The organism is Betaproteobacteria bacterium (genome assembly GCA_009377585.1).
Classification (GTDB): domain Bacteria; phylum Pseudomonadota; class Gammaproteobacteria; order Burkholderiales; family WYBJ01; genus WYBJ01.
The window spans coordinates 28,185-50,748 of record WHTS01000037.1; the positions used below are offsets into that span (position 1 = coordinate 28,185).

Consider the following 22,564-nt stretch of genomic DNA (forward strand, 5'->3'; position numbering starts at 1 on the left):
CCAACACACGGTAGGCGCTATGTCCAGCCGAGCTCCTTCATGGCCATTCCAGCATGCCAGATCTTTGTCATGTGCCGGATCTTCTCACCGTCAAAATCCATCACATACACATAGTCGGTCTTTACACTCTTGCCAGTTGGTGGGCAGGGGCCACCTTGGCCAGTATGGGTGCCAGAAAAGACGCCATATGCACAGACGCTCTTCCGCTCATCATCAGTGCCAAACGACTTCAGTTCATATCGTCCGTCAGGAACAAATGTGAGCAAGCCCTTCATCCAGTCCGTGTACTGCTGCAGAGTCTTCACGCTAGCAAGCGGTTCAGCTTGAGCAGAAAAAGTAGCATCCGTTTTGCAGTACTCCTTGCATCCCTCCCATCCTTTGCCTGTTTCGCACGCATCAAAGAATTGTTTGGCAATCCCCGTAATGGACGTCATGGCTCTCTCCAATTTGACAAGGGTCGGGACGTAACCGCCGACGACTCTAAGCGCAGTGCGTAGCAAGGACCTCTTTGCAACTTCCGTCCCTTTCCTCGTCGTCCCGCGACAGCGTAGAGGAAAAGAAAACGCCAATTTGCCAATGATCATTGTTGCTTCAGCCGCGACATACCTACTTTCCGCTCCGGTAAAACTTGCGCCTAGCGTTACGTAATAGGGACGCACACAATTTTCAGCGGAAGCTGAATGCAACTCTCTTGTCTTCTGCCGTGCTTGGAAAACCGCGTGCGTTGCAGATCAACCACCGGGCACGATGCCGGGCTCGAGTCTCAGGCAGTATTCCGCAATATCTCCGGGGCGGCATTTCCACACTCGCTCGCCCATGAGCTTGTGCGCAAAGCAATGCTGCAACGCCTTGCGCAACGGGCGCAACCGGAACGGATAGCCGAACGTGTGCGGGTGGATGGAGACGTTGAACACGAGCGGATGCTTCGCGCACTGCTCGATCATCTCCTCGAACTGGTCCACCAGCATGTCGCAGAACTCGCGCCCCGTGTGCTGGCGGTGAATGATCTGGGGCGAGTCGTTCAACTCCACCGGGTACGGCACCGACAGGATCGGGCCCGAGCGGGTTCTAAGCCACATCGGCTGATCGTCGCAGGGCCAGTCGCTGAAGTAGAGATAGCCCGCTTCCTTCAGCAGGTCCGGCGTCCAGGTGTGCTCGTAGGAGCCGCCGCTCAGCCACCCCTTGGGCGGCTTGCCCTCGTTGCGCGTGAAGGTCGCCGTGACCTCGCGGATAAGGCGTGCTTCGTCTTCCTCCCAGCGGAAGTCGTTGAGGTTCTCCGCGTTGGTGCGCCCATGGGCGATGATCTCGTCGCCGCGCGCGCGGATGCGCTGGAAGATCTGCGGCGCCTCGTCGTAGAGCAGGCTGTTGGTGTTGTGCGCGAGCGGGATGCCGAGCTCGTCGGCGAGATCGAACAGCCGCCAGATGCCGATGCGGTTGCCGTAATCGCGCCAGGAGTAGTTGCGCGGTGTCTGCGGCTCGCCGTGCTTGGCGTTGTCGTGGCCGCGCCCCTTGAGAAACGCGTGCACCGCGATGTTGGTCGTGAGGCAGAACGCGAGTCGCTTGCCGCCGGGCCAGCTGTAGTCCTTGCGCTCGATGATGGGCGAATAGTCGTAGCGGCCATGCCCGGGGAGCTTCAATGTCATACCGGCTCCGGTCGTGAGAAATCGCGATGGTCGCGACTGTACCAGAGGGGGCGCACCCATGGATGCGCCGGATCGCCGCCTCAGGAAACGGAATGGCGCCCCAACCCCGAGGATTCGCCGAACCGGTACACGGTACGACGCTTGCCCTCGCATTGCGGGCGCACCGGTGCGAGCGGACAGTGCGGCGTACGCGTGCCATCCGCGTTCAGCGTGGCATCGCCTTGCACATCGCTCCAGATGCCGCCGTGCACGGGCCGGAACTGCCAGCAGAGATAACCCGACTGGGCCGCGATCTGAATGAGCTCGTCCATGTCCGGCGCTTCGGCCACGAACAAGTCGCTGCCTCGATACGGCACCGGACAGGCGCCGAACGCACGCAAACAGTCGACCGCTTCGGCCGCGGCTGCCCCCGGCCGCATGCAGGGCGCATACTCGGCGCGCACCACATCCCAGGCACCCAGCTCCCAGCCTGCTTCCAGGGTCGCCACGTCGACATCGAGCAGATCGCGCCAGCGTTCGTTGAGCTGCAGGGAAGTGCTCGGAACGCTCGCCAGGGCGACTTCGCCCGCCGCGTCATCGACCGGCGCTTGCTTGCGAAACCCATGCCAGTGCAAGCTCAGGATGATGGGGGTATCGGGGCACGGAACCGCGGCCACCGTAACCCCGACCAACGGCAGCCGATTGCCAGATATCTGCTCCGTGATGCACTCTAGAATCTCCATCGAGCGTCCACTCCTCAACGACACACCGGCGCCACGCGCTCATGAGCAATTACAATGCCAGCCACGTCTTCGCTCTACGACGAACGCGCGTGCACGCTTGAGCTGGGATTGTGAGTCAGCTTGCCGCGCAAGTGTTGGCAGCCACCCCCCATGACTGATAGCAACACGCTTGTGTCTCGCAGCCTGCATGCAGTCTGGCATCCGTGCACCCAGATGAAGATGCACGAAGCGCAGCCGCCCGTTCCGATCGCGCGCGGCCAAGGGGTATGGCTGTACGACTTCGACGGCCGGCGCTACCTCGATGCGATCAGCTCGTGGTGGGTGAACCTCTTCGGCCACGCCAATGCCCGCATCAACGCGGCGCTGATCGACCAGCTGGGCCGGCTCGAGCATGCGATCCTTGCCGGCTGCACGCACGAGCCGGTGGTGGCGCTCTCCGAGCGCCTGGCGCGCGTCGCACCCGGTTCGCTCGGGCATTGCTTCTACGGCTCCGACGGCGCCTCGGCCACCGAGATCGCGCTCAAGATGAGCTTCCACTACTGGCGCAATCGCGGTCGGACCGCCAAGAACGAGTTCGTGAGCCTGGCACAGAGTTACCACGGGGAAACCCTCGGCGCGCTGTCGGTCACGGACGTCGCCTTGTTCAAGGACGTGTATGCGCCGCTGCTGCGGGCGTCGATCCAGACGCCGAGTCCCGATTCGCGGCTCGCACCCGCAGGAATGAACGCCGAAGCACATGCGCACGCCTGCGCCGATCGGCTCGAACGCCATCTCGAACGCCACGCCGAAGGCACCGCGGCCCTCATCCTGGAGCCGCTGGTGCAAGGCGCCTGCGGCATGGGCATGTACCATCCGGCTTACCTCGTGCGTGCACGAGCGCTCTGCACCCGGTACGAAGTCCTGCTGATCGCGGACGAGATCATGACCGGGTTCGGCCGCACCGGGACGCTCTTCGCTTGCGAGCAGGCGGGCATCGCCCCGGACCTTCTGTGCCTGTCGAAAGGGATCACGGCCGGCTACCTGCCCTTGTCCGTCGTCATGACTTCGGATGCGGTGTACGACGCCTTCTATGCCGACGCGGTCACACGCGCTTTCCTGCATTCGCACTCGTATACCGGCAATGCGCTCGCCTGCCGCGCGGCGCTGGCGACGCTGGATATCTTCGAGCAGGACGGCGTGATCGCCGCCAACCGGGAGAAGGCCGCGCGCTTTTGCGCCCTGGCGCAACCGCTTGCCCGGCACCCGCGCGTGCGCGACTATCGCAACCTGGGAATGATCTGGGCATTCGAAGTGGCGAGCGCGAATCCAGCCTTCGCACGCGAGTTTCATGCGCAGGCGCTCGCGCGCGAGCTGCTGCTGCGCCCGATCGGCAACACGGTGTACTTCATGCCCCCCTACGTCATCGCCGACGACGAATGGCGATTGCTCATCGAGCGCACGATCGAATGCCTGGATTCGTGCGCCTGATCGCCGCATGCGTGCTCGCCCTGGCGCTCACGGCGGCCTCGGTGACGGCGGTCCCAGCGGCAGCAGCCTCGGCGGCAGCAGCCTCGGCGGTAGCGGCCCCAGCGGCAGCGCTGCCGGCGAGTGTCGAGGCGGCCTTGCGCACGACCGGAATACCGCCCGATGCAGTCTCGATCGTGCTGCAGGAAGCGGCGGCGCAGCGCCCGGTGCTGGCGCACAACGCCGAGCGCTCGATGAGCCCGGCCTCCGTGATGAAGCTCGTGACCACGTACGCGGGACTCGAGATGCTCGGACCCGCGTTCACCTGGTCCACCGAGGCTTTTGCAACCGGGCCGCTGGCCGATGGAATTCTCACGGGCGACCTGGTCCTGCGTGGCCACGGCGATCCCAAGCTCACGATCGAGAACTTCTGGCTGCTGCTTCGCGGCGTGCGCGCGCGCGGCGTGCAGGAGATCCGCGGTGACCTGGTTTTGGATCGCAGCTATTACGGCTTCGACCCCGGCGATCCGGGCCACTTCGACAACGAGCCGCTGCAGGTCTACAACACGCTTCCCGATGCGCTGCTCGTGAACCACAAAGCGGTGCGGCTGACCTTCACCCCCGACACGAACAGCAAGCGCGTTCGCATCCAGGCCGACCCGCCGCTGGCCGAGCTGCGTATCGTCAATCAGCTCACCCTCGACGCGGCGCCGTGCGGCGACTGGCGTGCGCGCGTGAAGACCGAGATGGGCGCGGAGCCAGGCGGCGGCGCGCAGCTCGTTTTCGCCGGCAACTACTCCGTGCTGTGCGGTGAACAGTCGCGCCACTACAGCATCCTCTCGCCGCAGATCTACGCCGGCGGGCTCTTCCGGCAGCTCTGGGGCGAGCTCGGCGGACGCCTGACCGGCAGCGTGCGCGATGGCGTGGTGCCGCACGGTGCGCGGCTGCTCGCGGCGCACGAGTCGCCCGCGCTGTCCGAAGTCGTGCGCGACATCAACAAATACAGCAACAACGCCATGTCGCGGCAGCTTTACCTCGCGCTCGGTGCGGCGGCGTTCGGCCCCCCCGCCACGCCCGAGAAGTCCGACCGCGCCGTAAAGCAATGGCTGGCGCAGAAACGGCTCGATCTGCCCGAGCTGGTGATCGAAAACGGCTCGGGGCTTTCGCGCATCGAGCGCGTCAGCGCGAGGGGCTTGAGCGCGATGCTGGCCGCCGCCTGGCGCAGCCCCGTCATGCCGGAATTCATCGCCTCGATGCCGGTGGTCGGGGTCGACGGTACCTTGCGCCGCTTCAAGCATCTGAGCTACGCACGCCAGGCGCACATCAAGGGCGGCACCATCAACGGCGTGCGCGCGATCGCCGGCTACGTGCTCGACGCCACCGGGCGGCGCTGGATCGTCGCCTGCTTCATCAATCATCCCAAGGTTCACAATGGCAACGCGCAGGCGATATTCGACGCGCTGCTGCAATGGGCATACAGCCGCGGCGGCACGCTGCCGCAGCTGAGCACCGATACGCTGCTGCCGGTTCCGCCACAGTAAAAGCGCTATGGTGGCATCGGCTTGCACGACCGGGTAGGCCGCACTACAGTAAGGTTGCTACACGGAGCGGCATCATGCGATTCGGACTTTTCGGCGGCGCCCGGGTTGGAAACCGCGACCCGCTGGGTGATAGCTACGGCTATAGCGACTTCATCGAATACATCGTAGCCGCGGACCGGCTGGGCTACGAGAGCGTTTTCATGGTCGAGCACCACTTCACCGGCTACGGCCAGCTGTCCGCGTCGCTCAATCTGCTCTCATATCTCGCCGCACGCACGCAGCGCATCCGCCTGGGAACGGCAGTCGTGGTGCTGCCGTGGCATAACCCGGCGCTGCTCGCCGAGCAGGTGGCAACGCTCGACGTACTGTCGGGCGGACGCGTCGAGCTCGGCGTGGGCCGCGGCTACCGCAAGGTCGAGTTCGACGCGTTTTGCGTGCCGATGGACGAGGCGTGGGATCGCTTCAACGAATGCCTCGAGTTCATGCTGAAGGCGTGGACCACGCAGGGCCGGTTCTCGTTCGACGGCAAATTCTGGCGCTATCGGGACGTCATGGTCGAGCCGGCGCCGATCCAGCAGCCGCATCCGCCGATCTGGATGGCGGCGGGAAGCCCCGAGTCGATCCAGCGTGTCGGGCAGGGCAATTACAACCTGCTGCTCGACCAACTCGGGAACGTCGAGCTGACGCTCGCGCGGATAGAGACCTACCTCGACGCGTTGGAATCGCAGGGGCTAGCGCGCGATGCTGGACGGGTGGGCGTTGCGCGCGCGCTGCACATCGTGCGCAACGAATCCGAGCGCAGGCGGGCCTACGAGCGGCGGCGCGAGACGATCGCCAACATCGGCGAGCTCGCGCGCAGGAGCAAGCAGGAGGTCCAGGCGCTGACCGACGATGAAATCCGCGCCGACGATGCGCCACTCATCGGCACGCCGGACGAGATCGTCGAGCGCCTGCAGCGCCTCGCCGACGGTGGCGTGGAGTACGTGCTGCTCACCAACGCGACGGCGACCCCGGCGACGCTGGAGCTGTTCGCGAACGAAATCGCACCGCGGGTCACGTCGCGCCGCCCGGATACGAGCGCTCGCGCCAGCGCGGCCTGAGCGGACCTTTCCGTTCGGCGACCGGACACCACCCATCTCAATCAAACGCCACTCGGAGATTCGCATGACCAATACCCCGCTGCTCGCCGCTCACGACCGCTTTGTCGCCGTCCACGGGCACGGCCGCCAGCACTACCAGGAGGCGGGCAGCGGCGAGCCGCTGATTCTCATCCATACCAACGGCGCGTCGTGCTGGCAATACATCGAGGTCCTGCCGCACTTGCTGCCGCGCATGCGGGTGCTCGCCTGGGACATGCCCGGACACGGTGACTCCGACGCGATCGGACGCCACTACAGCGTCGAGGACTACGCCGACGCGCTCGCCGGCTTCATGCAGGCGCTGGGCCTCGATTCGGCGCACGTCTCGGGCTGCTCGATCGGCGGCAGCATCTGCGTCGCATTCGCCAGCCGCTATCCCCGTCGCACCCGCTCGACGGTGATCGTCGAGACGCCCTTTCGCACCGAAGCCGAGTGGGCCGCGAACTGGAGTCACGTCGAAGGCAATTTCGGCCTCCCCACGCAGACGGCACAGCAGATGGGGGAGCGCGTGGCGCAGGTAGACGATGCGCGCCTGGCGCGCTGGAACATCGACCGCAACAAGGCGGGTGCGCGCGCGATGGTGGACGTGATGTGGGCGATCCGGCAATTCGACGTGGGCGCAGCGGCGAAAGCGATCCAGCGCCCGGCGATGATCCTGTACGGCAAGCGCGGGCCGACCATCGCGGGGCGCGAACGCTTCGAGCAAGCCGCGCCGCATATCCCGATCCAGGTGATGGCGGGCTCGGGGCACTTCCCCATGCTGGACGAGCCGGCGGCGTTTGCCGAGATCATCGCGGGTTTCTGCGCCAAGCACGCAGGTAAGTGAGCGCTGCGTTGGTCTTTATCTACTGTGGCAGGCGATTCCGAGAGCGCCGTCGCCCCCGTGTAACCGGGGGCCCAGAGAAAGAGGCCTGGATGGAAGAGGCCTGGATTCCCGCCTGCGCGGGAATGACGCCGTTGAGTGCGCTACAGGCCTAGTTCAGTCATCAGCGCATCGATGCGGCGCTTGACCTCGGCATCCATCGTGATCGGCGTGCCCCACTGGCGCTCCGTCTCCCCGGGCCACTTGTTGGTGGCATCGATGCCCATCTTCGATCCCAGACCCGCCACGGGGCTGGCGAAATCCAGGTAGTCGATGGGGGTGGCATCCGCGATCAGCGTATCGCGGCGCGGGTCGACCCGCGTGGTCAGCGCCCACACCACGTCGTTCCAGTTGCGCACGTCGACGTCGTCGTCGGTGACGATGATGAACTTGGTGTACATGAACTGGCGCAGATAGCTCCAGATGCCGAACATCACCCGCTTGGCATGGCCGGGATAGCTCTTACGGATGCTCACCACCGACATGCGGTAGGAACAGCCTTCGGGCGGCAGATAGAAATCGACGATCTCGGGAAACTGGCGCTTGATGAGCGGCACGAACACCTCGTTCAACGCCATCCCGAGCACCGCGGGCTCGTCGGGCGGCTTGCCGGTGTAGGTGGAGTGGTAGATCGGATCGCGCCGCATGCCGATGCGCTCGATGGTCAGCACCGGAAAGCGCTCCTGCTCGTTGTAGTAGCCGGTGTGATCGCCGAACGGCCCCTCCAGCGCTGTGTCGTTCGGGCGGATCGACCCTTCGAACACGATCTCCGCGTGTGCCGGCAGGTCGAGATCCGACCCGATGCATTTCACCAGCTCGGTGCGCCCCCCGCGCAGCAGCCCCGCGAACTGATATTCCGACAGCGTATCCGGAACCGGGGTGACGGCGCCCAGGATCGTGGCCGGATCGGCGCCGAGCGCGACCGCGACCGGAAACGCCGTGCCCGGGTGCGCCAGCGTGTGATCGCGAAAGTCGAGCGCGCCGCCGCGATGCGCCAACCAGCGCATGATGACCCGATTGCGGCCGACGACCTGCATGCGATAGATGCCGAGGTTCTGGCGCCGGCGCTGCGGACCGCGCGTGATCACCAGGCCCCAGGTGATGAGCGGACCGGCGTCCCCCGGCCAGCAAGTCTGGACGGGGAAGCGACCGAGGTCGACCGCATCGCCTTCCAGCACGACTTCGTGGCAAGGCGCGCGCGCAATGCGCTTCGGCGCCATGGCGAGGATCTGCCGCACCAGCGGGAGCTTCTCCCAGGCATCGCGCAGGCCCTTCGGCGGCTCGGGCTCCCGCAGCTGCGCCAGCAGCTCGCCCAGCTCGCGCAATTCGGCGAGCGTGTTGCGACCCATGGCGAGCGCCACGCGCTCCGGCGTGCCGAAGAGATTGCCGAGCACCGGCATCGCATGGCCCTTCACGCGCTCGAACAGCAGTGCGGGACCGCGCTTTTTCAGCACCCGGTCGCAGAGCTCGGTCATTTCGAGGTTCGGATCGATCTCGGCGCGGACGCGGCGCAGCTCTGCGCGCGCTTCGAGCTGGCTCAGGAAATCGCGCAGGTCGCGATAGGCCATCGCCGGCTCGCTTTGTTATCGGCCCGGAAAGTGGCTGAAAAGCCGCTTTCCGCAGTACGCTCCCCTCTCCCCCTGGGAGAGGGGCTGGGGGGTGAGGCCGGGAATTCGCGGACCATGGTCCGCGCCGGGCGAACGGCATCGGCCTGCATGCCGATGCGCGCACTGCAAGTGAGGGAGCGAGCGGTAAGGCATTACTGAAAGCTCGCTAATTGACTCGAATCCAGGGCGCGGGAATACGCAGGGCGAAATCGGCCACGATGCCGGCGAATATCGCGGCGCCGATCCAGTTGTTGTGCAGGAAGGCCTTGAAGCTCGTCTCGCGCGTGCGCGGGCGCAGGATGAAATACTGCCGCACCGCGAGCGCCGCGGCAGCTGCAATGCCGAGAAAATACATGGTCCCGAGATTGAAGCGCACGCCGATCCAAAGCATCGCTCCGAGGAACAGCGCCTGGCAGAGCATGGTGAAGAACACGTCGCGCTCGCCGAACAGGATGGCCGAGGTTTTCATGCCGATGCGCACGTCGTCGTTGCGGTCGACCATCGCATATTCGGTATCGTAGGCGATCGTCCAGAACACGTTCGCCCCGAGCAGCCACCAGGCCACGGGAGGAATCGCGTTCTGATGGGCGGCGAATGCCATCGGGATGCCGAAGCCGAAGGCGATGCCGAGCCAGGCCTGCGGCAGCCAGAACACGCGCTTGAGGAAAGGATAGATCACGGCCAGCGCAAGCGCGACCAACGCAAGCTGGATCGTCAGGCGATTCAACTGCAGCACCAGGGCGAACGCGAGCAGGAAGAGTACCGCGGCGAGCGCGATCGCCTCGGCCACCGGAATCGCGCGCCGGGCGAGCGGCCGTTCGCGCGTGCGCTCGACCTGCGGATCGAAATTGCGGTCGGCGATGTCGTTCACGGTGCAGCCGGCCGAGCGCATGAGCACCACGCCGAGAACGAAGATCACCAGTATGCCCGGGTTCGGGTAACCGTACGACGAAAGCCAGAGGCCCCAGAGCGTCGGCCACAGCAGGAGCAGGATGCCGATAGGCTTGTCCAGCCGCATCAGCTGCTCGTAGATATCGAGTCGCTCCCTCAACGTCACGATGGTCTTGGCACCTGTCGCCGGCCGCTGCGCGATCGCCTGTCCGTCGCGCTCCCGGCCTGCATCACACACGGTTCGTGGCGATCCATTCACGGCGATCTTTGGGCCGAATCTCAGCCGCGCAGTATAGCCGATGCGCCCGCGCGGGCCGATCGCGCGCGTGCACGCGATTCATGCGTTGAGATAGTCGTGACGCGAGCCGAACCAGCGCTCGAGATGCGCACGCGCGAGCTCCGGCTCGAGCTCGAGCATGCGCTCGGCGGCCGAGCGCGCCTTTTCCAGCAACGCGAGATCCGTCCCGAGATCGGCAAAGCGCAGCATAGGCACGCCGCTTTGGCGCGCGCCGAGCAATTCTCCCGGCCCGCGCAGCTCCAGGTCCTTGCGCGCGATCTCGAAACCGTCGGCAGTCTCGTAGACGATCTTCAACCGTGCGCGCGCCAGCTCGGACAGTGGCGTCTCATACATGAGGATGCAGACGCTCGCCTCGCGCCCCCGCCCCACGCGTCCGCGCAGCTGGTGCAGCTGCGCAAGCCCCATGCGTTCGGCGTTCTCGATCACCATCAAGGTCGCGTTCGGCACGTCCACGCCGACTTCGATCACGGTGGTCGCGACCAGGAGGCGGATCTCGCCCCCCTTGAAGCGCGCCATCACATCGGCCTTTTCCGCCGGCGCAAGCCGGCCGTGCACGAGACCCACGGTCAACTCCGGAAACGCCTGCTGGATCGCCTCATGGGTCGCGATGGCCGTCTGCAGCTGCAATGTCTCCGACTCCTCGATCAAGGGACAGACCCAGTACGCCTGTCCGCCGCCGACGCACGCATCGCGCACGCGTGCGAACACTTCCTCGCGCCGGCGCGCGCTCACGAGCTTGGTCGCGATCGGCGTGCGGCCCGGCGGCAGCGTGTCGATCACGCTCACGTCGAGATCGGCATAGAAGCTCATCGCCAGCGTGCGCGGAATCGGCGTGGCACTCATCATGAGCCGATGCGGTTCCGAGGCGGCCGACCCTTTCTCTCCCAGGGCCAGCCGCTCGCGCACGCCGAAGCGGTGCTGCTCGTCCACGATGGCGAGCGCCAGGCGCGGAAAGGTCACGGCGTCCTGGATCAACGCATGGGTTCCGACGGCAACCAGCGGCTGCGCCTCGAGCAGGCGCTTGCGCGCTAGAGCGCGTGGTCGTTTCCCCTGCCCGCCTGCGATCCATATCACCTCGACGCCCAGCGGCGCGAGCCAGGCGCTGAACTTGAGGTAATGCTGCTCGGCAAGGATCTCGGTCGGCGCCATCACCGCCACCTGCCAGCCGTTCTCGATCGCCTGCAGCGCCGCGGCGGCGGCCACTACGGTCTTGCCGCTGCCGACATCGCCCTGCAGCAGACGCTGCATGGGATGCGCGCGCGCAAGATCGGAGCGAATCTGCGCGACGGCGCGATGCTGTGCCGGCGTGAGTGCGAACGGCAGCGTATCGAGGAGCTTGCGCAGCAGGTGACCGCGCGCGGGCAAGGCCGGCGCGGCGCGCAGCCGGCGGCGGCGGTAGCTCGAGCGCATGGAGAGCTGCTGCGCAAGCAGCTCGTCGAACTTGATCCGAACCCAGGCCGGATGCGAGCGCTCCTCCAAGGCGTCGAGCGCAACGTCCGGCGGCGGCGCATGCAGGAATCGAACCGCTTCGGCAAATCCCGGCAGCTTCAACTCGGCAGCCAGCGCCTGCGGCAGCGTATCGCCCAGGTCGCATTGCGCGAGCGCGCGGCTGACCAGCGCGCGGACGGTGTGCTGAGCGAGACCCGCGGTGGTCGGGTAGACCGGAGTGAGCGTGGCGGCCAGCGGTACGTCACCTCGTACGATGCGGTAGCGCGGGTGAATCGCTTCGGCACCGAACATGCCGCGCCGAATCTCGCCCAGAAGCCGTACCCGGGTGCCGGTCGTGAATTGCTTGAGCTGGCTCGGATAGAAGTGCAGAAAGCGCAGCGTCAGCTCCTCGCCCGCGTCCTCGACCCGGACCACGAGCTGGCGGCGCGGTCGATACTGCACTTCGGCGTTCAATACCGTGGCTTCGACCTGCACGACCTCACCGCTGGGCGCCGAGGCGAGCGGCACGAGCCGCGTCTCGTCCTCGTAGCGCAAGGGTAAGTGCAGGATCAGGTCGTTCCAGGCGCGGATGCCAAGCTTCGCCAGCTTGGGCGCGACGTCGGCCGGAACAGCGCTTGCGGCCTGGGCAGCCGATGCGTTTATTCCGGCCGGCGCCGGCGCTGCACGGCGTTGCGGCGCATCGGGCGAGGCTGCCTTGGGCCGCATCGGTTTTTGCCGCTCGGCTGCGAGGCGCGCCGAGCTCCGCCTAGTCGCTGTCGCCGCGCAGACGTTCGACTCCCGCGTCCATGATCGCATCGACTTCGACCAGCGCACCGCGCGGCAGGCTTGCCACACCGACCGCGGCGCGCGCAGGATAGGGCTTGCCGAAATGACGCGCCATGGCTTCGTTCACCTTGGCGAAGTGGTTCAGGTCGGTCAGATAGACAGTGATTCGAACCATGTTCTGGAAGCCGCCGCCGGCAGCCTGGGCGACTGCGCCGAGATTCTGGAAGACGCGCTCGATCTGCGCGTCGATGCCGGAAACGAGCTCGCCCGTTTTCGGTTCGAGGCCGATCTGTCCGGACAGGTACACGGTGTCGCCGGTGCGAATCGCCTGCGAGTAGGTGCCGATGGCAGCCGGTGCATTCGGCGATTGGATCTCGGTCTTGGACATCGTCACACGCGGCAGCGAGAAAATCGATATGAAATCATACCGGAAATGGCCACTCCCCTGATCGAACGGCTGGAGAGCCTGCTGGCAGGCGGCAAGGACAATGCGCTGCTGCGCTTCTCGCTCGGCTCCGAATATCTCAAGAGCGGCAATGCCGCGAGCGCGTGCGAGCATCTCGCGCGTGCGCTGGAGCACGATCCCGATTATTCGGCGGCATGGAAGCTCTACGGCAAGGCCCTGGCGGACAACGGCCAGGCCAGCGAGGCACTGGAAGCCTATCGCCGCGGCATCGTCGTGGCGGAACGAAAGGGCGACAAGCAGGCCGCCAAGGAGATGCAGGTGTTTGCGCGCCGTATCGAGCGCCAGCTCGGCAGCTAGGCTGTCCTGAAGGGTATTGACTCTACGCGCAAAGCCCTTCTTTCGCGTCGCTCTGCACGTAGACGTCGGCGCCGTTGGCTCCCGACAGTCACTGCGGAGTGATCCCCGCTTCCTTCACCACCGCCGCCCACTTCGCGAGCTCCGCACGTATCACGGCTGCCATGCCTTCGGGCGTGTCGGACGGCGTCTCGAATGCCTCGCTGCGCAACCGTTGCTGAACGTCCGGCAGCTTGAGGATGCGCATCGCCTCGCGGTTCAGGCGCTCCACGATGGCGCGCGGCGTGGCGGCGGGCGCGAGCAGTCCGTACCATGCCGAGACCTCGAATCCGGGCAATCCCGACTCGGCTATCGTGGGCACTTCCGGCAGGGCCTGGGAGCGCTGCGGGCCGGCCACGCCGAGTGCACGCAGCCGGCCAGCCTGCACCTGCGGGCGAGTGTGCGCGATGCCGCCGAACACCACCTGCGCCTCCCCGCTGACGACGCTGGTCACCGCGGGCGCATTGCCCTTGTACGGGATGACGAGCACGTTCACCTTCGCTTCCTTCCTGAAAAGCTCCGCCCCGAGCTGGGTAGGCCCCCCGCCGTACGCCCAGGCGATCTGTCCCGGCCGCGCTCTTGCGAGCGCGATCAGCTCTTTCACCGAGCGCGCGGGCAACGACGGATGGCAGACCAGCAGGAAGTACTGCAGCGCCAGCCTGGTAATCGGCGCGAAATCCTTGACCGGATCGTACGGCACCTTGGCGAACAAGCTCGAGTTCATGCCGTGAGTGCCGCTGGTGCCGAACACCAGCGTATAGCCGTCGGGCGGGCTCTTCGCGACGATGTCGGCGCCGACCATGCCGTTCGCGCCGCCCCGATTCTCGATAATGAACTGTTGTCCCCAGGCCTCGGCGAGCTTGTGGCCGAACACGCGCGCCAGCAGGTCGGTCGGCCCACCGGGGCCGAACGGCACCACGATGCGGACAGGCTTGCTCGGGTAGGTCTGTGCCGTTGCGCTCGTTGCGGCTACGGCGGCGATCGCCAGCGTCATGGCGCACGCCGCACCAAGAAAGTTTCGAAGAAGTGGTATTTCGTCATTCCCGCGCGGGCGGCCATCCATCCCCTTCAGTCCGTAGATGAGAGCGCGGCGACGAGAGAGGCCTCTTGCTGCCGTACCAACCGGATTGCCCATGACATGTTCCTTGTGAAGACGGCAGCATAGCTCGAAACCGCTGCCGGGTTCATCTGTTCGTCTTGCCGTTTTCGCTCGATGGCGCAGACGCTACACGCGATCCACGCGACTTGCACGCTCGGCCCGCAACACGATTCGCTCGGTCCACCATGATGACTCACGGGAGCGGGTCGAGCGGCTTTTGACAGCGCGGCAGGCGGCGCGCATGATCGCCGCATCATAAACGAGCGGGAGCGGATACCATGCCATACGCGACGGTGCGTGGCGCCGCAATCCACTACGAGATCGAAGGCAGCAAAGGGCCGTGGGTATCGCTATCCCCCGGCGGGCGCCGACCGATGGCGGCCGTGCGCTCGCTCGCGGAACGGATTGCGTCCGCAGGCTACCGGGTGCTGCTCCACGACCGGCGCAACTGCGGCGCGTCCGATGTCATCATCGCCGGCGACGAGTCCGAGTACGACATCTGGGCCGACGATCTGCACGCGTTGCTGAACGATCTCGGCGCGCTGCCCGCACATGTGGGCGGTGCTTCGTCGGGCTGCCGGATGTCGATCCTGTTCGCACTGCGCCATCCGCAGTCGGTGCGCTCGCTGCTGCTGTGGCGCGTTACGGGTGGGCGCATCGCCGCCGAGCATCTCGCGCGCCAGTACTACACTGACTTCATCGAGCTCGCACAGCGCGGCGGTATGGCGGCGGTATGCGATTCGGAATTCTTCCGCGAACGCATCGCCGAGCGTCCCGAAAATCGCGCGCGGCTGATGGCCATGGACCCGCAGCGCTTCATCGGCGTGATGTCGCACTGGCGCGAGTACTTCATCGCCGGCGCCGACCAGTCGGTCATCGGCGCAACGGAGGCCGAGCTCCGCGCGATCCGCGTGCCGGCATGCATCGTCCCCGGCAACGACAGGATTCACGCACGCCGCGCGGGCGAGAACGTCGCGGGACTCATACCGGGCGGCGAAGTACGCGACATCATGCCGGCCGGTCCGGATGTCGACGACATTCCGTTCGCCGATTGGGAGCAGCGCGAGGACGAGCTGGCGGCGGTGTTCCTGGAGTTCCTGAAGCGGGCCGAAGCGTCGGGGCAAAGACCCGCGGCCTGACTAAGCGAGCTTGCACGAACACCAGACTCATCCCCGCCCAGGCCCGCCGAAGGGCCTGGGCGGACATCTCACGGCAGAGATCGCGCGCTGAACCAGGGTGGTCGCGGTCGGCGGCATTTCCCCGAACTGATCACGTGGACAGGCCCTATACAATCGGACCATGCGATCGTTCTTTTCGAGGGTCCGTAACCATCACGCGTTAACAGCACTGCAGTTCCGGACATTTCGGCTCGTCTGCGGCGGCCAGATCTTCGGCAACATCGGCACCTGGATGGACGAGCTGAGCCGCGGCTGGTTGATGTACCAGCTTACCGACTCGGTCGTGCAGCTCGGCCTTGCGCGCGGCATTCAGCTGGTTCCCACGCTGCTGGTTTCGCCTTTCGCCGGGACGGCCGCCGACCGCTATTCGCGCAAGACGCTGCTGCTCGTTTCGCAGTCGGTACAAGGCCTGTCGTTTGCGGCCCTGGCGCTGCTGATCTTGAGCGGCCATGTCGCACCGTGGCACGTGTATGTCACCGCGGTGATTGCCGGCACGATGCAGGCGATCCAGCAGCCCGCACGCGCTTCGATCGTGACCGAATCGGTGCCGCCCGAATCTCTGACCAATGCCATTGGCGTCACGTCCTTGATCTTCAACATGGCGCGTCTGCTGGGGCCGGCGATGGCGGGCGCCATCATCGCCGTCGCGGGCACGGGCGGCGCGTTCGCGCTGCAGGCCGCTTGCATGTTCATGGCGACCTTATGGGTCTCGAAGCTTCCGGCCATGCCTCATCCCGAGGACGAAGCGAACAAGGGCCGCCGCGAATCCTTCGCACGAAGCATCGTCGAGGGCTGGAAGTTCTCCTGGCAGAATCAGTCGGTCCGCGCCGGAATTCTGTGCACCACGATCGTGTGCGGGTTGATGTTTCCGTTCGCCACGCTGCTGCCCGTGTTCGCGCGTGACCTGCTGGGCGTGGGAGCGCAAGGACAGGGCATTCTGCTCGCGGCGATGGGCTTCGGCGCACTGTTGAGCGCGGCCACGATCGCTGTGGCGGGCCACCGTTTGACACGAGGCAGAGTGATGATGGACTCATCGATCGTGTACGGATTCGCGCTCGTCGTATTCGCCGTCTCGCCGTGGTACTCGTTGTCGATCGTCGCGATGGTCGTCGCGGGGCTTTGTCACGTTCACGCCAACGCGCTGGTGCATACCGTCGTGCAATCGTACTCGCCGCCGGCGTATCGAGGCCGCGCCATGGCTTTGTTCAACATGAGCCAGATGCTGTCCACCGCGGGTAGTGTGTTGATCGGCCTGCTGGCCGTCGTGCTCGGGTCGCGCGGCGCGGTTGCGGTGATGGGGATCGTCGGTGCATTGGGGATCGTTGCGCTGGCGTGGCGCATGCCGGGCGCACGGCGGATTCAATGAATCCGATTACGCGGAAGGTGTAGTGGCCGGTGTCGACCCTGACGAGACATTCGGGCGCGGTTATTGGTCGCTCGGCGCAAACTGTGTCAGCTCCCCGCCAACTCATGCTCACCGGACGCGCTTTGCCTAACAGGCGCAATCGGTCTACAGTCGTCGCGGTGTTCTATGCGACGCGAGCATGCCGTGGAAGCGGATCAGGTGCGCGGGCGTGGCACCAGCGCGGCCAGGCGTTGCATGAATTCCAGCGGCGACATCACGATGTGTGTGGTGCCGTCGCGATAGGCGCTCTTCAACGGCAACACGACTTGGCCCCTTGCCATTGCGGCTGAGGCCGCTCGTTCGCAATCGCTGGGCGGGTGATCTAGTGGCATAGCCGTTCAAGTCGCTTTCGCTGATGCGCGCCACAGCGCAGCGCAGCGCGCAAACTGAACCCATGCGCATCGGCGCAGAATCTGCGTGGTCTTCTCCTCCCGGCTGGGCAGCGTTCGCAGACTCAGCACCTTCTGCTCGGGCTTTCCACTCTTCAGCGGTCTGGAGAAGTCGCTCGCGGACGCACCCTCGATCAGCCGCACATCGACCGCCCGTGGTGCGAGCTTCAGGCGTGCGTCTTCGAGAACCTGGCGCGCTTGAACGTGCATCGCGTTCTCATGCTCCGCCGCACGCGAGCCCAGGTTAGGGAGCACCGAGACGACCAGGATCTGGGACTCCGCTGGCAAGGGAAAGCCCGCCAGCCAGTCAGCGGCACGGACCGCGTCTGGGGAACCACCCGTGCCGACCAACACTCGCATTCCCATTCTCCTTTTAAGCTCGTGAGGCGGGCCATGTCGTTCACTGGCATCAGCGCCCGCATCGCGCCGTCGCCTCGTGGATCGAACGCAAGTCGAAGGCGAAAAGCAGCCGAAGCTTCGCGATCCGCTCTAGTAGTCGACCAGCCGCGCCCAATCGGCGGCTTTGAAGGCGTCTGCGCGGTTGGGACGCGGCGGATAGATCCACTGCGTATTGATCTCGCGCTTCATAGCCTTGGCCTTGTCGCCGCTCATCTCGACCTTGCTGTCCCAGCCTCTGGTGAACACGGCGTCGGATGGGCCAAGATCGAGGCAAGTGACGTAGTTCTTCTGCTGATATGGCTCCAGCGGCACGCCGAGCAAGTCCGCCGCCGCATTGTGTCCGGCAGAGGCACCCAGCCGGTTGGCGTGCTGGCACGACATCAGCGCGCGGTGGCCCAGGTCGTCTGTCAGCGCATGCACGGTGTCGCCGGCGGCGAAGACCGTCGGCACGCCGGGAACGCGCAGGTTGCGGTCGACCACGAGTCGGCCAGACCGATCACGCTCAGCCTGGATTTGCTCGGTCAGCGGATTCGCCCGCATTCCGGCCGCCCAGATTACGGTCGCACTCTCGATGGACCGCCTGTCGCTCAGGGTGACGCTGCTTTCGCCCAGCGCCGAGACGCCCACGCCGAGCCTGGTTTCCACGCCGGCCTCGCGCAGCGCCTTCTCGATCAGCGGACGCGGATGGGGGCCCATCGCCGGCGCGATGGCTTCGTTGCGGTCGACGATGATGACGCGGACGTTTGCCTTTGGCCCGAGGATAGCCCGCATTCGCGACGGCATTTCGGTGGCCACCTCGATGCCGGTGAAGCCGCCGCCGCAGACGACCGCCGTGTCGCGGGCGGCAGAGGACGGCCGGTTCGCCAAGGCGTTGAGGTGGTGGTCGAGCGCGATCGCGTCGTCGAGCTGATCGACGGTGAAGCCGTACTTGTCGAGGCCTGGGATGTCCGGCTTGAACCCCTGGCTGCCGGCAGCCAGCACCAGACGGTCGTAGGGCAGCGAGCGTCGCACCCCGTCCGGCCCGACGATCACGGCCGACTTGCTGGGGGAGTCGATGACGTCGACCCGTCCCTGTTCGTATCGGATGTCGAGGGCCTCGAACAGTTTCCCAAACGGTGCCACCATGGTCTCGGGCGCAGGCTCGTAGAGGCGGGGACGGATCACCAGCCGTGGCTCCGGCGCAACGACGACAATCTCAAGGGTGTCGGGCGAAACGCCTTGCTCGTCGCGTAGGCGCGCGGCGCAAAGGGCTGCATACATGCCGGCGAAGCCGGCACCGACGATCAGGATGTGCTGCATGGTTGTGCCTCCGGTTAGAGGTTGGGGATAAGACCGCCACTGTGTGCTCGACGCGCACACTGCCGCTCCTCAGCGGTGACCGCCGCGCGCAGCGGCGCATCGGGCGCCAACACGCCGAAGTAGCGGTGGTGATGCCGGCGTGGTGGTGGGATCAAGCGGCGAGACGCTCGATCAGTTCGAGTGGGGTCAGCATCAACTCTTCGCAGAACTTCGCCCCGGAGCGATGCTCGCGGTGCAGCAGTTGTTCAAACGCATGCGGTCGTCTAGTTCGGCCCTAACCCAACAAGCGGTCAGTGCTCCCAGTCGGCCGGTACAAAACGAAAGACGTCGCCGGCGACCGCCACCCGGCCGACGGACGGGAACGACAGGTGAGCGGCCACCAGCGGCTCGCGGGTCGCCGCCAGCTCCCGCAAGAGACGAACCCGGACGCGGATTGCCTCCTCGGGGTCGTGGTCGAAAGCGTTGTGCCAGTCGGGGTGATCGAAGTGATTCGGGAACACGGCATCGCCAACGAACGTCAGCCGGTCGCCGCCGGACGCAGGCGGACCACGCTGTGCCCGAGGGTGTGGCCGCCGGTGCGACAGACGACCACCCCCGGCGCCACCTCGTACTCCTTCTCGAACGGCCGCAGCTGGCTGCGGTACTTGTCCACGAACCGCTCTTCGGCCGACCGAAGCACGTCCGGAAACCCGCCAAAAGTGTTGCGGGAGAAGTCGGGCGACGACCAGAACTCGGCCTCGGCGGCCGCCAAGTGGATCGGCACGTCCGGACGCAACCGGCCACTCAGCCCGTCGGCGAGCAGCCCGCCAACGTGGTCCACGTGCAGGTGGGTAAGCACCACGTCGGTCACGGATGCGGGATCGATGCCGGCGGCGTCCAGTCGCGTTGCCAACTGCTCGATCCCTGGGAAATCCGGGAACTCCGACCCTGCCCCAGAGTCGATGAGTACGGTCCGGTCGCCGCTACGCACCACGACCACGTTCAGCGGCCACTTGTACACGTCGGGCGGCTGGAGCCTGTCGTCCAGCCAGGCCGCCAGATCGGCCGGGTCGGCATTGGTGGCCAACGTCGCGGCTGCCAGCGGAAACACCCCATCGCTGATCACCAGCACGTCAATCTCGCCGACCCGCAGTGCGTAGCGCGACGGGACCAACTCGTCGGTCCCCGTTCTACCGGGGTGTGAGGCAATGTCCAAGCTCATGTTTGTCTCCTGTTGACCGACTTAGAGTTGACCGAAAAAGAAGAGTCGCGAGCATGTCTCGCCTTCTTTGAAGGCGCTTGAACTGGTCCGTGTTTGCGCGCCCCGGCTTGAGTACTGGATCTCCTTCTGCCGCGTCGCGACCTCGGCGAGGTCGCCGGGAAACTCTCCACGCGCGTGGAGATCCGCCTCCGAGAGCGCCTGATACAAGCCGCCCTCCAGTTCAGCTCTTGATGAAGGCGAGAAGGTCGGCGTTGACCACGTCGGCATGCGTCGTGCACATGCCGTGCGGGAACTGCTCGTAAACCTTCAGGGTGCCCTTCCTGAGGAGCTTTGCGGAGAGCAGCGCTGAGTCGGCGATCGGGACGATCTGGTCGTCGTCGCCATGCATGACGAGCGTCGGCACGTCGATGACCTTCAGATCCTCGGTGAAGTCGGTCTCCGAGAAAGCCCTGATGCCGTCGTAATGCGCCTTCGCGCCGCCCATCATGCCCTGGCGCCACCAGTTCTCGATTACGGCCTGGGACACCTTCGCGCCCGGCCGGTTGTAGCTGTAGAATGGCCCGCTCGCGAAATCTCGATAGAACTGCGCGCGGTTGGCAGCGAGCTGTTGCCGGAGGCCGTCAAATACCTCGATTGGCAAGCCGTCCGGATTGGCTGGCGACTTCACCATGATCGGCGGCACGGCACCGATGAGCACCAGCTTCGCCACTCGGGCCTTGCCATGGCGCGCGGCATAGTGCGTCGCTTCCCCGCCGCCGGTCGAATGGCCAATGTGGATGGCGTTGTGCAGATCGAGATGCGCGACGACCGCGGCGGCGTCCGCGGCGTAGTGGTCCATGTCGTGCCCATCACTGACCTGGCTCGACCTGCCATGGCCCCGCCGGTCATGAGCAACGACGCGATACCCCCCTCTCCACGAAGTAGAGCATCTGGGCGTCCCAGTCGTCGGCGCTCAGTGGCCAGCCATGATGGAAGACTATGGGCTGCGCGTTCTTGGGGCCCCAGTCCTTGTAGTAGATCGTCGTGCCGTCCTTCACCGTAATCGTGTTCATCTGCGTTCCTCCTGACTTGGCAAATATTCGCAAAGGACAGGAATTCCAGCGGCACTTCAGGACTTATATCTTCGCCGTCAGCCGTTGGTCAATGGAGGATTTCCTTTGAGCGGCCTATCTTGCGCGCGCATGGTGCACGGTCAGGAACTTACCCCGCGCTTGGCCCGGCGTGACCCGATTCCGCGCGGAGCTCTGCTCCCGGCAGAACGACTGGCAATCGCTCGGTCATCCCCCTCTGGGCAGCACGGAGCGGTGACTATAGATTGCCCGGAGTGATCGCCGCGCCCGCTCACGATCCCCGCAAATAGCATTCGCCTGAGGATGTGTCTGCCTATCGACTGGCCGTGCTGGGGTAGTATGGCCCCATCGCGAAAGGGAGGGTCCAATGAGCGAATTCGCCGGCAGGGTCGTGATGGTCACGGGTTGTGCGCGGGCGCGCGGGATTGGCCGCGCGATCGCGGTCGCGTTTGCCCACGCGGGTGCCGACGTCGTCGTTACGGACGTGGCGGCAGGCGGGACACGCAACGAGAACGAGGAGGGCCTTGAGGAAACGCGCCTCGGGTGGACGGGCCTTGATAGCCTGGCCAGGGAGATCAAGGGCCTCGGGCGTCGCGTCCTTACGCTTGTCGGCGACGTGAGCCGCGCCGCTGACGCCGAGCGCTTTGTCGCGGACGCGCTCGCGCAGTTCGGCCGCATCGACGTGCTCGTCAACAACGCCGCCGCCCCCCACGGTGCCGATCGTCACCTGCTCTGGGAAATACCCGAGGAAGCCTGGGATCTGGTGATCGACGTCAATCTCAAGGGCACGTTCTTGATGAGCCGCGCCGTGATCCCGCATATGCTCGAGCGCGGCAGCGGGCGGATCATCAGCATGGCCTCGGTGTCGGGTAAGCGGGGCACTGCCCGCCGCGGCGCCTACACAGCGTCGAAGTTCGGCGTGATCGGCCTGACCCAGGTCATGGCCCAGGAGTTGGGAGCCCACGGCATCACGGTCAATGCGATCTGCCCCGGCAGCGTCGACACGAGCCGACGCGAATCGACCTCCCGGCGCGAGCGCGCGCTCGCTGAGCGCGACCCCAACGCTCCGGTGCTGTCTCTTCCTCCCACTGGTCGCGTCGCGCGACCTGACGACATTGCCCACTTGGCGCTGTTCTTCGCGTCCGAGGCGAGCGACCACATCACCGGTCAAGCTTGGAACGTCGACGGGGGGGCGGTGATGCACTGAATGCCGGGTGGTGTTGTCTTGCCAGACCCGACCTGGTCAATACAATCTTCGCTGACCTTGGCGCTTTGCTTTGCGGGATCGTGCCGGCAGGCACGAAGATGAACGCTTGGCGCCAGTTGCGAACCGAGGTCGCGGTTGGTGAAACCGCGCAGGCAGTG

The 22,564-nt window shown here is 65.8% G+C and carries 19 protein-coding genes and 3 pseudogenes; 8 read left to right on the plus strand and 14 right to left on the minus strand.

Translation table 11 applies throughout. From position 1 onward, the window contains the following. Positions 1–17 precede the first annotated feature (17 nt). The 3 genes from GEV05_13900 to GEV05_13910 form a co-directional block, all read right to left on the minus strand. Positions 18–434, minus strand: coding sequence for a nuclear transport factor 2 family protein (locus GEV05_13900; protein MPZ44470.1), 417 nt, complete (start codon positions 432–434; stop codon positions 18–20). A gap of 297 nt (positions 435–731) precedes the next feature. Beyond that, the gene (locus GEV05_13905; GenBank protein ID MPZ44471.1) at positions 732–1,637 is read right to left on the minus strand and encodes a polysaccharide deacetylase; all 906 of its coding nucleotides are present in this window, start codon (positions 1,635–1,637) and stop codon (positions 732–734) included. A gap of 86 nt (positions 1,638–1,723) precedes the next feature. Next, positions 1,724–2,365 carry a diguanylate cyclase gene (locus tag GEV05_13910; GenBank protein ID MPZ44472.1) on the minus strand — a complete coding sequence of 214 codons (642 nt, stop codon included), beginning with the start codon at positions 2,363–2,365 and terminating at the stop codon, positions 1,724–1,726. A gap of 150 nt (positions 2,366–2,515) precedes the next feature. Here GEV05_13910 and GEV05_13915 point away from each other — a divergent pair, with 150 nt between their 5' ends. The 4 genes from GEV05_13915 to GEV05_13930 all read left to right on the plus strand — a co-directional run bounded on the left by GEV05_13915 (position 2,516) and on the right by GEV05_13930 (position 7,314). Beyond that, on the plus strand, positions 2,516–3,832 hold the full coding sequence (locus tag GEV05_13915; GenBank protein MPZ44473.1) for an adenosylmethionine--8-amino-7-oxononanoate transaminase: 1,317 nt from the start codon (positions 2,516–2,518) through the stop codon (positions 3,830–3,832). Between the two features lie 110 nt (positions 3,833–3,942). Beyond that, complete coding sequence (gene dacB, locus GEV05_13920) at positions 3,943–5,349, plus strand: D-alanyl-D-alanine carboxypeptidase/D-alanyl-D-alanine-endopeptidase (GenBank protein MPZ44474.1); 1,407 nt, start codon at positions 3,943–3,945, stop codon at positions 5,347–5,349. 74 nt (positions 5,350–5,423) lie between these two features. Next, a complete protein-coding gene (locus tag GEV05_13925) occupies positions 5,424–6,449 on the plus strand; it encodes an LLM class flavin-dependent oxidoreductase (protein MPZ44475.1) in 1,026 nt (341 codons plus the stop codon). Positions 6,450–6,513: 64 nt separating this feature from the next. Then, positions 6,514–7,314: an alpha/beta fold hydrolase gene (locus GEV05_13930; protein ID MPZ44476.1), complete on the plus strand. Its 801-nt coding sequence runs from the start codon at positions 6,514–6,516 to the stop codon at positions 7,312–7,314. A 140-nt stretch (positions 7,315–7,454) separates the two neighbouring features. Here the strand turns inward: GEV05_13930 and ubiD are convergent, their stop codons facing one another. From ubiD to GEV05_13950, 4 genes are all read right to left on the minus strand, one after another. Then, positions 7,455–8,918 carry a 4-hydroxy-3-polyprenylbenzoate decarboxylase gene (ubiD, locus tag GEV05_13935; protein MPZ44477.1) on the minus strand — a complete coding sequence of 488 codons (1,464 nt, stop codon included), beginning with the start codon at positions 8,916–8,918 and terminating at the stop codon, positions 7,455–7,457. A gap of 205 nt (positions 8,919–9,123) precedes the next feature. Then, positions 9,124–10,014 carry a 4-hydroxybenzoate octaprenyltransferase gene (locus tag GEV05_13940; protein MPZ44478.1) on the minus strand — a complete coding sequence of 297 codons (891 nt, stop codon included), beginning with the start codon at positions 10,012–10,014 and terminating at the stop codon, positions 9,124–9,126. 171 nt (positions 10,015–10,185) lie between these two features. Beyond that, positions 10,186–12,390: an ATP-dependent DNA helicase RecG gene (gene recG / locus GEV05_13945; protein ID MPZ44479.1), complete on the minus strand. Its 2,205-nt coding sequence runs from the start codon at positions 12,388–12,390 to the stop codon at positions 10,186–10,188. Then, positions 12,341–12,748, minus strand: a complete 408-nt coding sequence (locus GEV05_13950) for a RidA family protein (GenBank protein ID MPZ44480.1) — start codon at positions 12,746–12,748, stop codon at positions 12,341–12,343. Before GEV05_13950 ends, recG begins: the two co-directional genes overlap by 50 nt. A gap of 45 nt (positions 12,749–12,793) precedes the next feature. Here GEV05_13950 and GEV05_13955 point away from each other — a divergent pair, with 45 nt between their 5' ends. Further along, positions 12,794–13,123 (plus strand): tetratricopeptide repeat protein, encoded by a 330-nt coding sequence (locus GEV05_13955; GenBank protein ID MPZ44481.1) that lies wholly within the window; start codon positions 12,794–12,796, stop codon positions 13,121–13,123. Positions 13,124–13,211: 88 nt separating this feature from the next. Here the strand turns inward: GEV05_13955 and GEV05_13960 are convergent, their stop codons facing one another. After that, the gene (locus GEV05_13960; protein MPZ44482.1) at positions 13,212–14,294 is read right to left on the minus strand and encodes a tripartite tricarboxylate transporter substrate binding protein; all 1,083 of its coding nucleotides are present in this window, start codon (positions 14,292–14,294) and stop codon (positions 13,212–13,214) included. 242 nt (positions 14,295–14,536) lie between these two features. Between GEV05_13960 and GEV05_13965 the strand changes: the two genes are divergently transcribed. Both GEV05_13965 and GEV05_13970 read left to right on the plus strand, forming a co-directional pair. Further along, complete coding sequence (locus GEV05_13965) at positions 14,537–15,397, plus strand: alpha/beta fold hydrolase (GenBank protein ID MPZ44483.1); 861 nt, start codon at positions 14,537–14,539, stop codon at positions 15,395–15,397. Between the two features lie 160 nt (positions 15,398–15,557). Beyond that, positions 15,558–16,802 carry an MFS transporter gene (locus GEV05_13970; GenBank protein ID MPZ44484.1) on the plus strand — a complete coding sequence of 415 codons (1,245 nt, stop codon included), beginning with the start codon at positions 15,558–15,560 and terminating at the stop codon, positions 16,800–16,802. 194 nt (positions 16,803–16,996) lie between these two features. Here GEV05_13970 and GEV05_13975 read toward each other — a convergent pair whose 3' ends face one another. From GEV05_13975 to GEV05_14000, 6 genes and pseudogenes are all read right to left on the minus strand, one after another. Then, complete coding sequence (locus GEV05_13975) at positions 16,997–17,173, minus strand: hypothetical protein (protein ID MPZ44485.1); 177 nt, start codon at positions 17,171–17,173, stop codon at positions 16,997–16,999. Between the two features lie 6 nt (positions 17,174–17,179). After that, a complete protein-coding gene (locus tag GEV05_13980) occupies positions 17,180–17,590 on the minus strand; it encodes a hypothetical protein (protein ID MPZ44486.1) in 411 nt (136 codons plus the stop codon). A 129-nt stretch (positions 17,591–17,719) separates the two neighbouring features. After that, a complete protein-coding gene (locus tag GEV05_13985; GenBank protein ID MPZ44487.1) occupies positions 17,720–18,928 on the minus strand; it encodes an NAD(P)/FAD-dependent oxidoreductase in 1,209 nt (402 codons plus the stop codon). Between the two features lie 290 nt (positions 18,929–19,218). After that, positions 19,219–20,129, minus strand: a pseudogene (locus tag GEV05_13990) (MBL fold metallo-hydrolase). 37 nt (positions 20,130–20,166) lie between these two features. Beyond that, positions 20,167–20,318: pseudogene (locus GEV05_13995) on the minus strand (patatin-like phospholipase family protein). Between the two features lie 31 nt (positions 20,319–20,349). Continuing rightward, a pseudogene (locus tag GEV05_14000) lies at positions 20,350–21,181 on the minus strand (alpha/beta fold hydrolase). Positions 21,182–21,566: 385 nt separating this feature from the next. Between GEV05_14000 and GEV05_14005 the strand changes: the two are divergent. Continuing rightward, complete coding sequence (locus GEV05_14005; GenBank protein MPZ44488.1) at positions 21,567–22,406, plus strand: SDR family oxidoreductase; 840 nt, start codon at positions 21,567–21,569, stop codon at positions 22,404–22,406. Positions 22,407–22,564: the final 158 nt, after the last annotated feature.

Coding starts and splice junctions, on each gene's coding strand:
- GEV05_13900 (MPZ44470.1), bottom strand. CDS start 434: ATGACGTCCATTACGGGGATTGCCAAACAATTCTTTGATGCGTGCGAA.
- GEV05_13980 (MPZ44486.1), bottom strand. CDS start 17,590: ATGCGAGTGTTGGTCGGCACGGGTGGTTCCCCAGACGCGGTCCGTGCC.
- GEV05_13930 (MPZ44476.1), top strand. CDS start 6,514: ATGACCAATACCCCGCTGCTCGCCGCTCACGACCGCTTTGTCGCCGTC.
- GEV05_13970 (MPZ44484.1), top strand. CDS start 15,558: ATGCGATCGTTCTTTTCGAGGGTCCGTAACCATCACGCGTTAACAGCA.
- GEV05_13965 (MPZ44483.1), top strand. CDS start 14,537: ATGCCATACGCGACGGTGCGTGGCGCCGCAATCCACTACGAGATCGAA.
- ubiD (MPZ44477.1), bottom strand. CDS start 8,918: ATGGCCTATCGCGACCTGCGCGATTTCCTGAGCCAGCTCGAAGCGCGC.
- GEV05_13985 (MPZ44487.1), bottom strand. CDS start 18,928: ATGCAGCACATCCTGATCGTCGGTGCCGGCTTCGCCGGCATGTATGCA.
- GEV05_14005 (MPZ44488.1), top strand. CDS start 21,567: ATGAGCGAATTCGCCGGCAGGGTCGTGATGGTCACGGGTTGTGCGCGG.
- GEV05_13975 (MPZ44485.1), bottom strand. CDS start 17,173: ATGCCACTAGATCACCCGCCCAGCGATTGCGAACGAGCGGCCTCAGCC.
- GEV05_13915 (MPZ44473.1), top strand. CDS start 2,516: ATGACTGATAGCAACACGCTTGTGTCTCGCAGCCTGCATGCAGTCTGG.
- recG (MPZ44479.1), bottom strand. CDS start 12,390: ATGCGATCATGGACGCGGGAGTCGAACGTCTGCGCGGCGACAGCGACT.
- GEV05_13950 (MPZ44480.1), bottom strand. CDS start 12,748: ATGTCCAAGACCGAGATCCAATCGCCGAATGCACCGGCTGCCATCGGC.
- GEV05_13960 (MPZ44482.1), bottom strand. CDS start 14,294: ATGGGCAATCCGGTTGGTACGGCAGCAAGAGGCCTCTCTCGTCGCCGC.
- GEV05_13955 (MPZ44481.1), top strand. CDS start 12,794: ATGGCCACTCCCCTGATCGAACGGCTGGAGAGCCTGCTGGCAGGCGGC.
- GEV05_13925 (MPZ44475.1), top strand. CDS start 5,424: ATGCGATTCGGACTTTTCGGCGGCGCCCGGGTTGGAAACCGCGACCCG.
- GEV05_13910 (MPZ44472.1), bottom strand. CDS start 2,365: ATGGAGATTCTAGAGTGCATCACGGAGCAGATATCTGGCAATCGGCTG.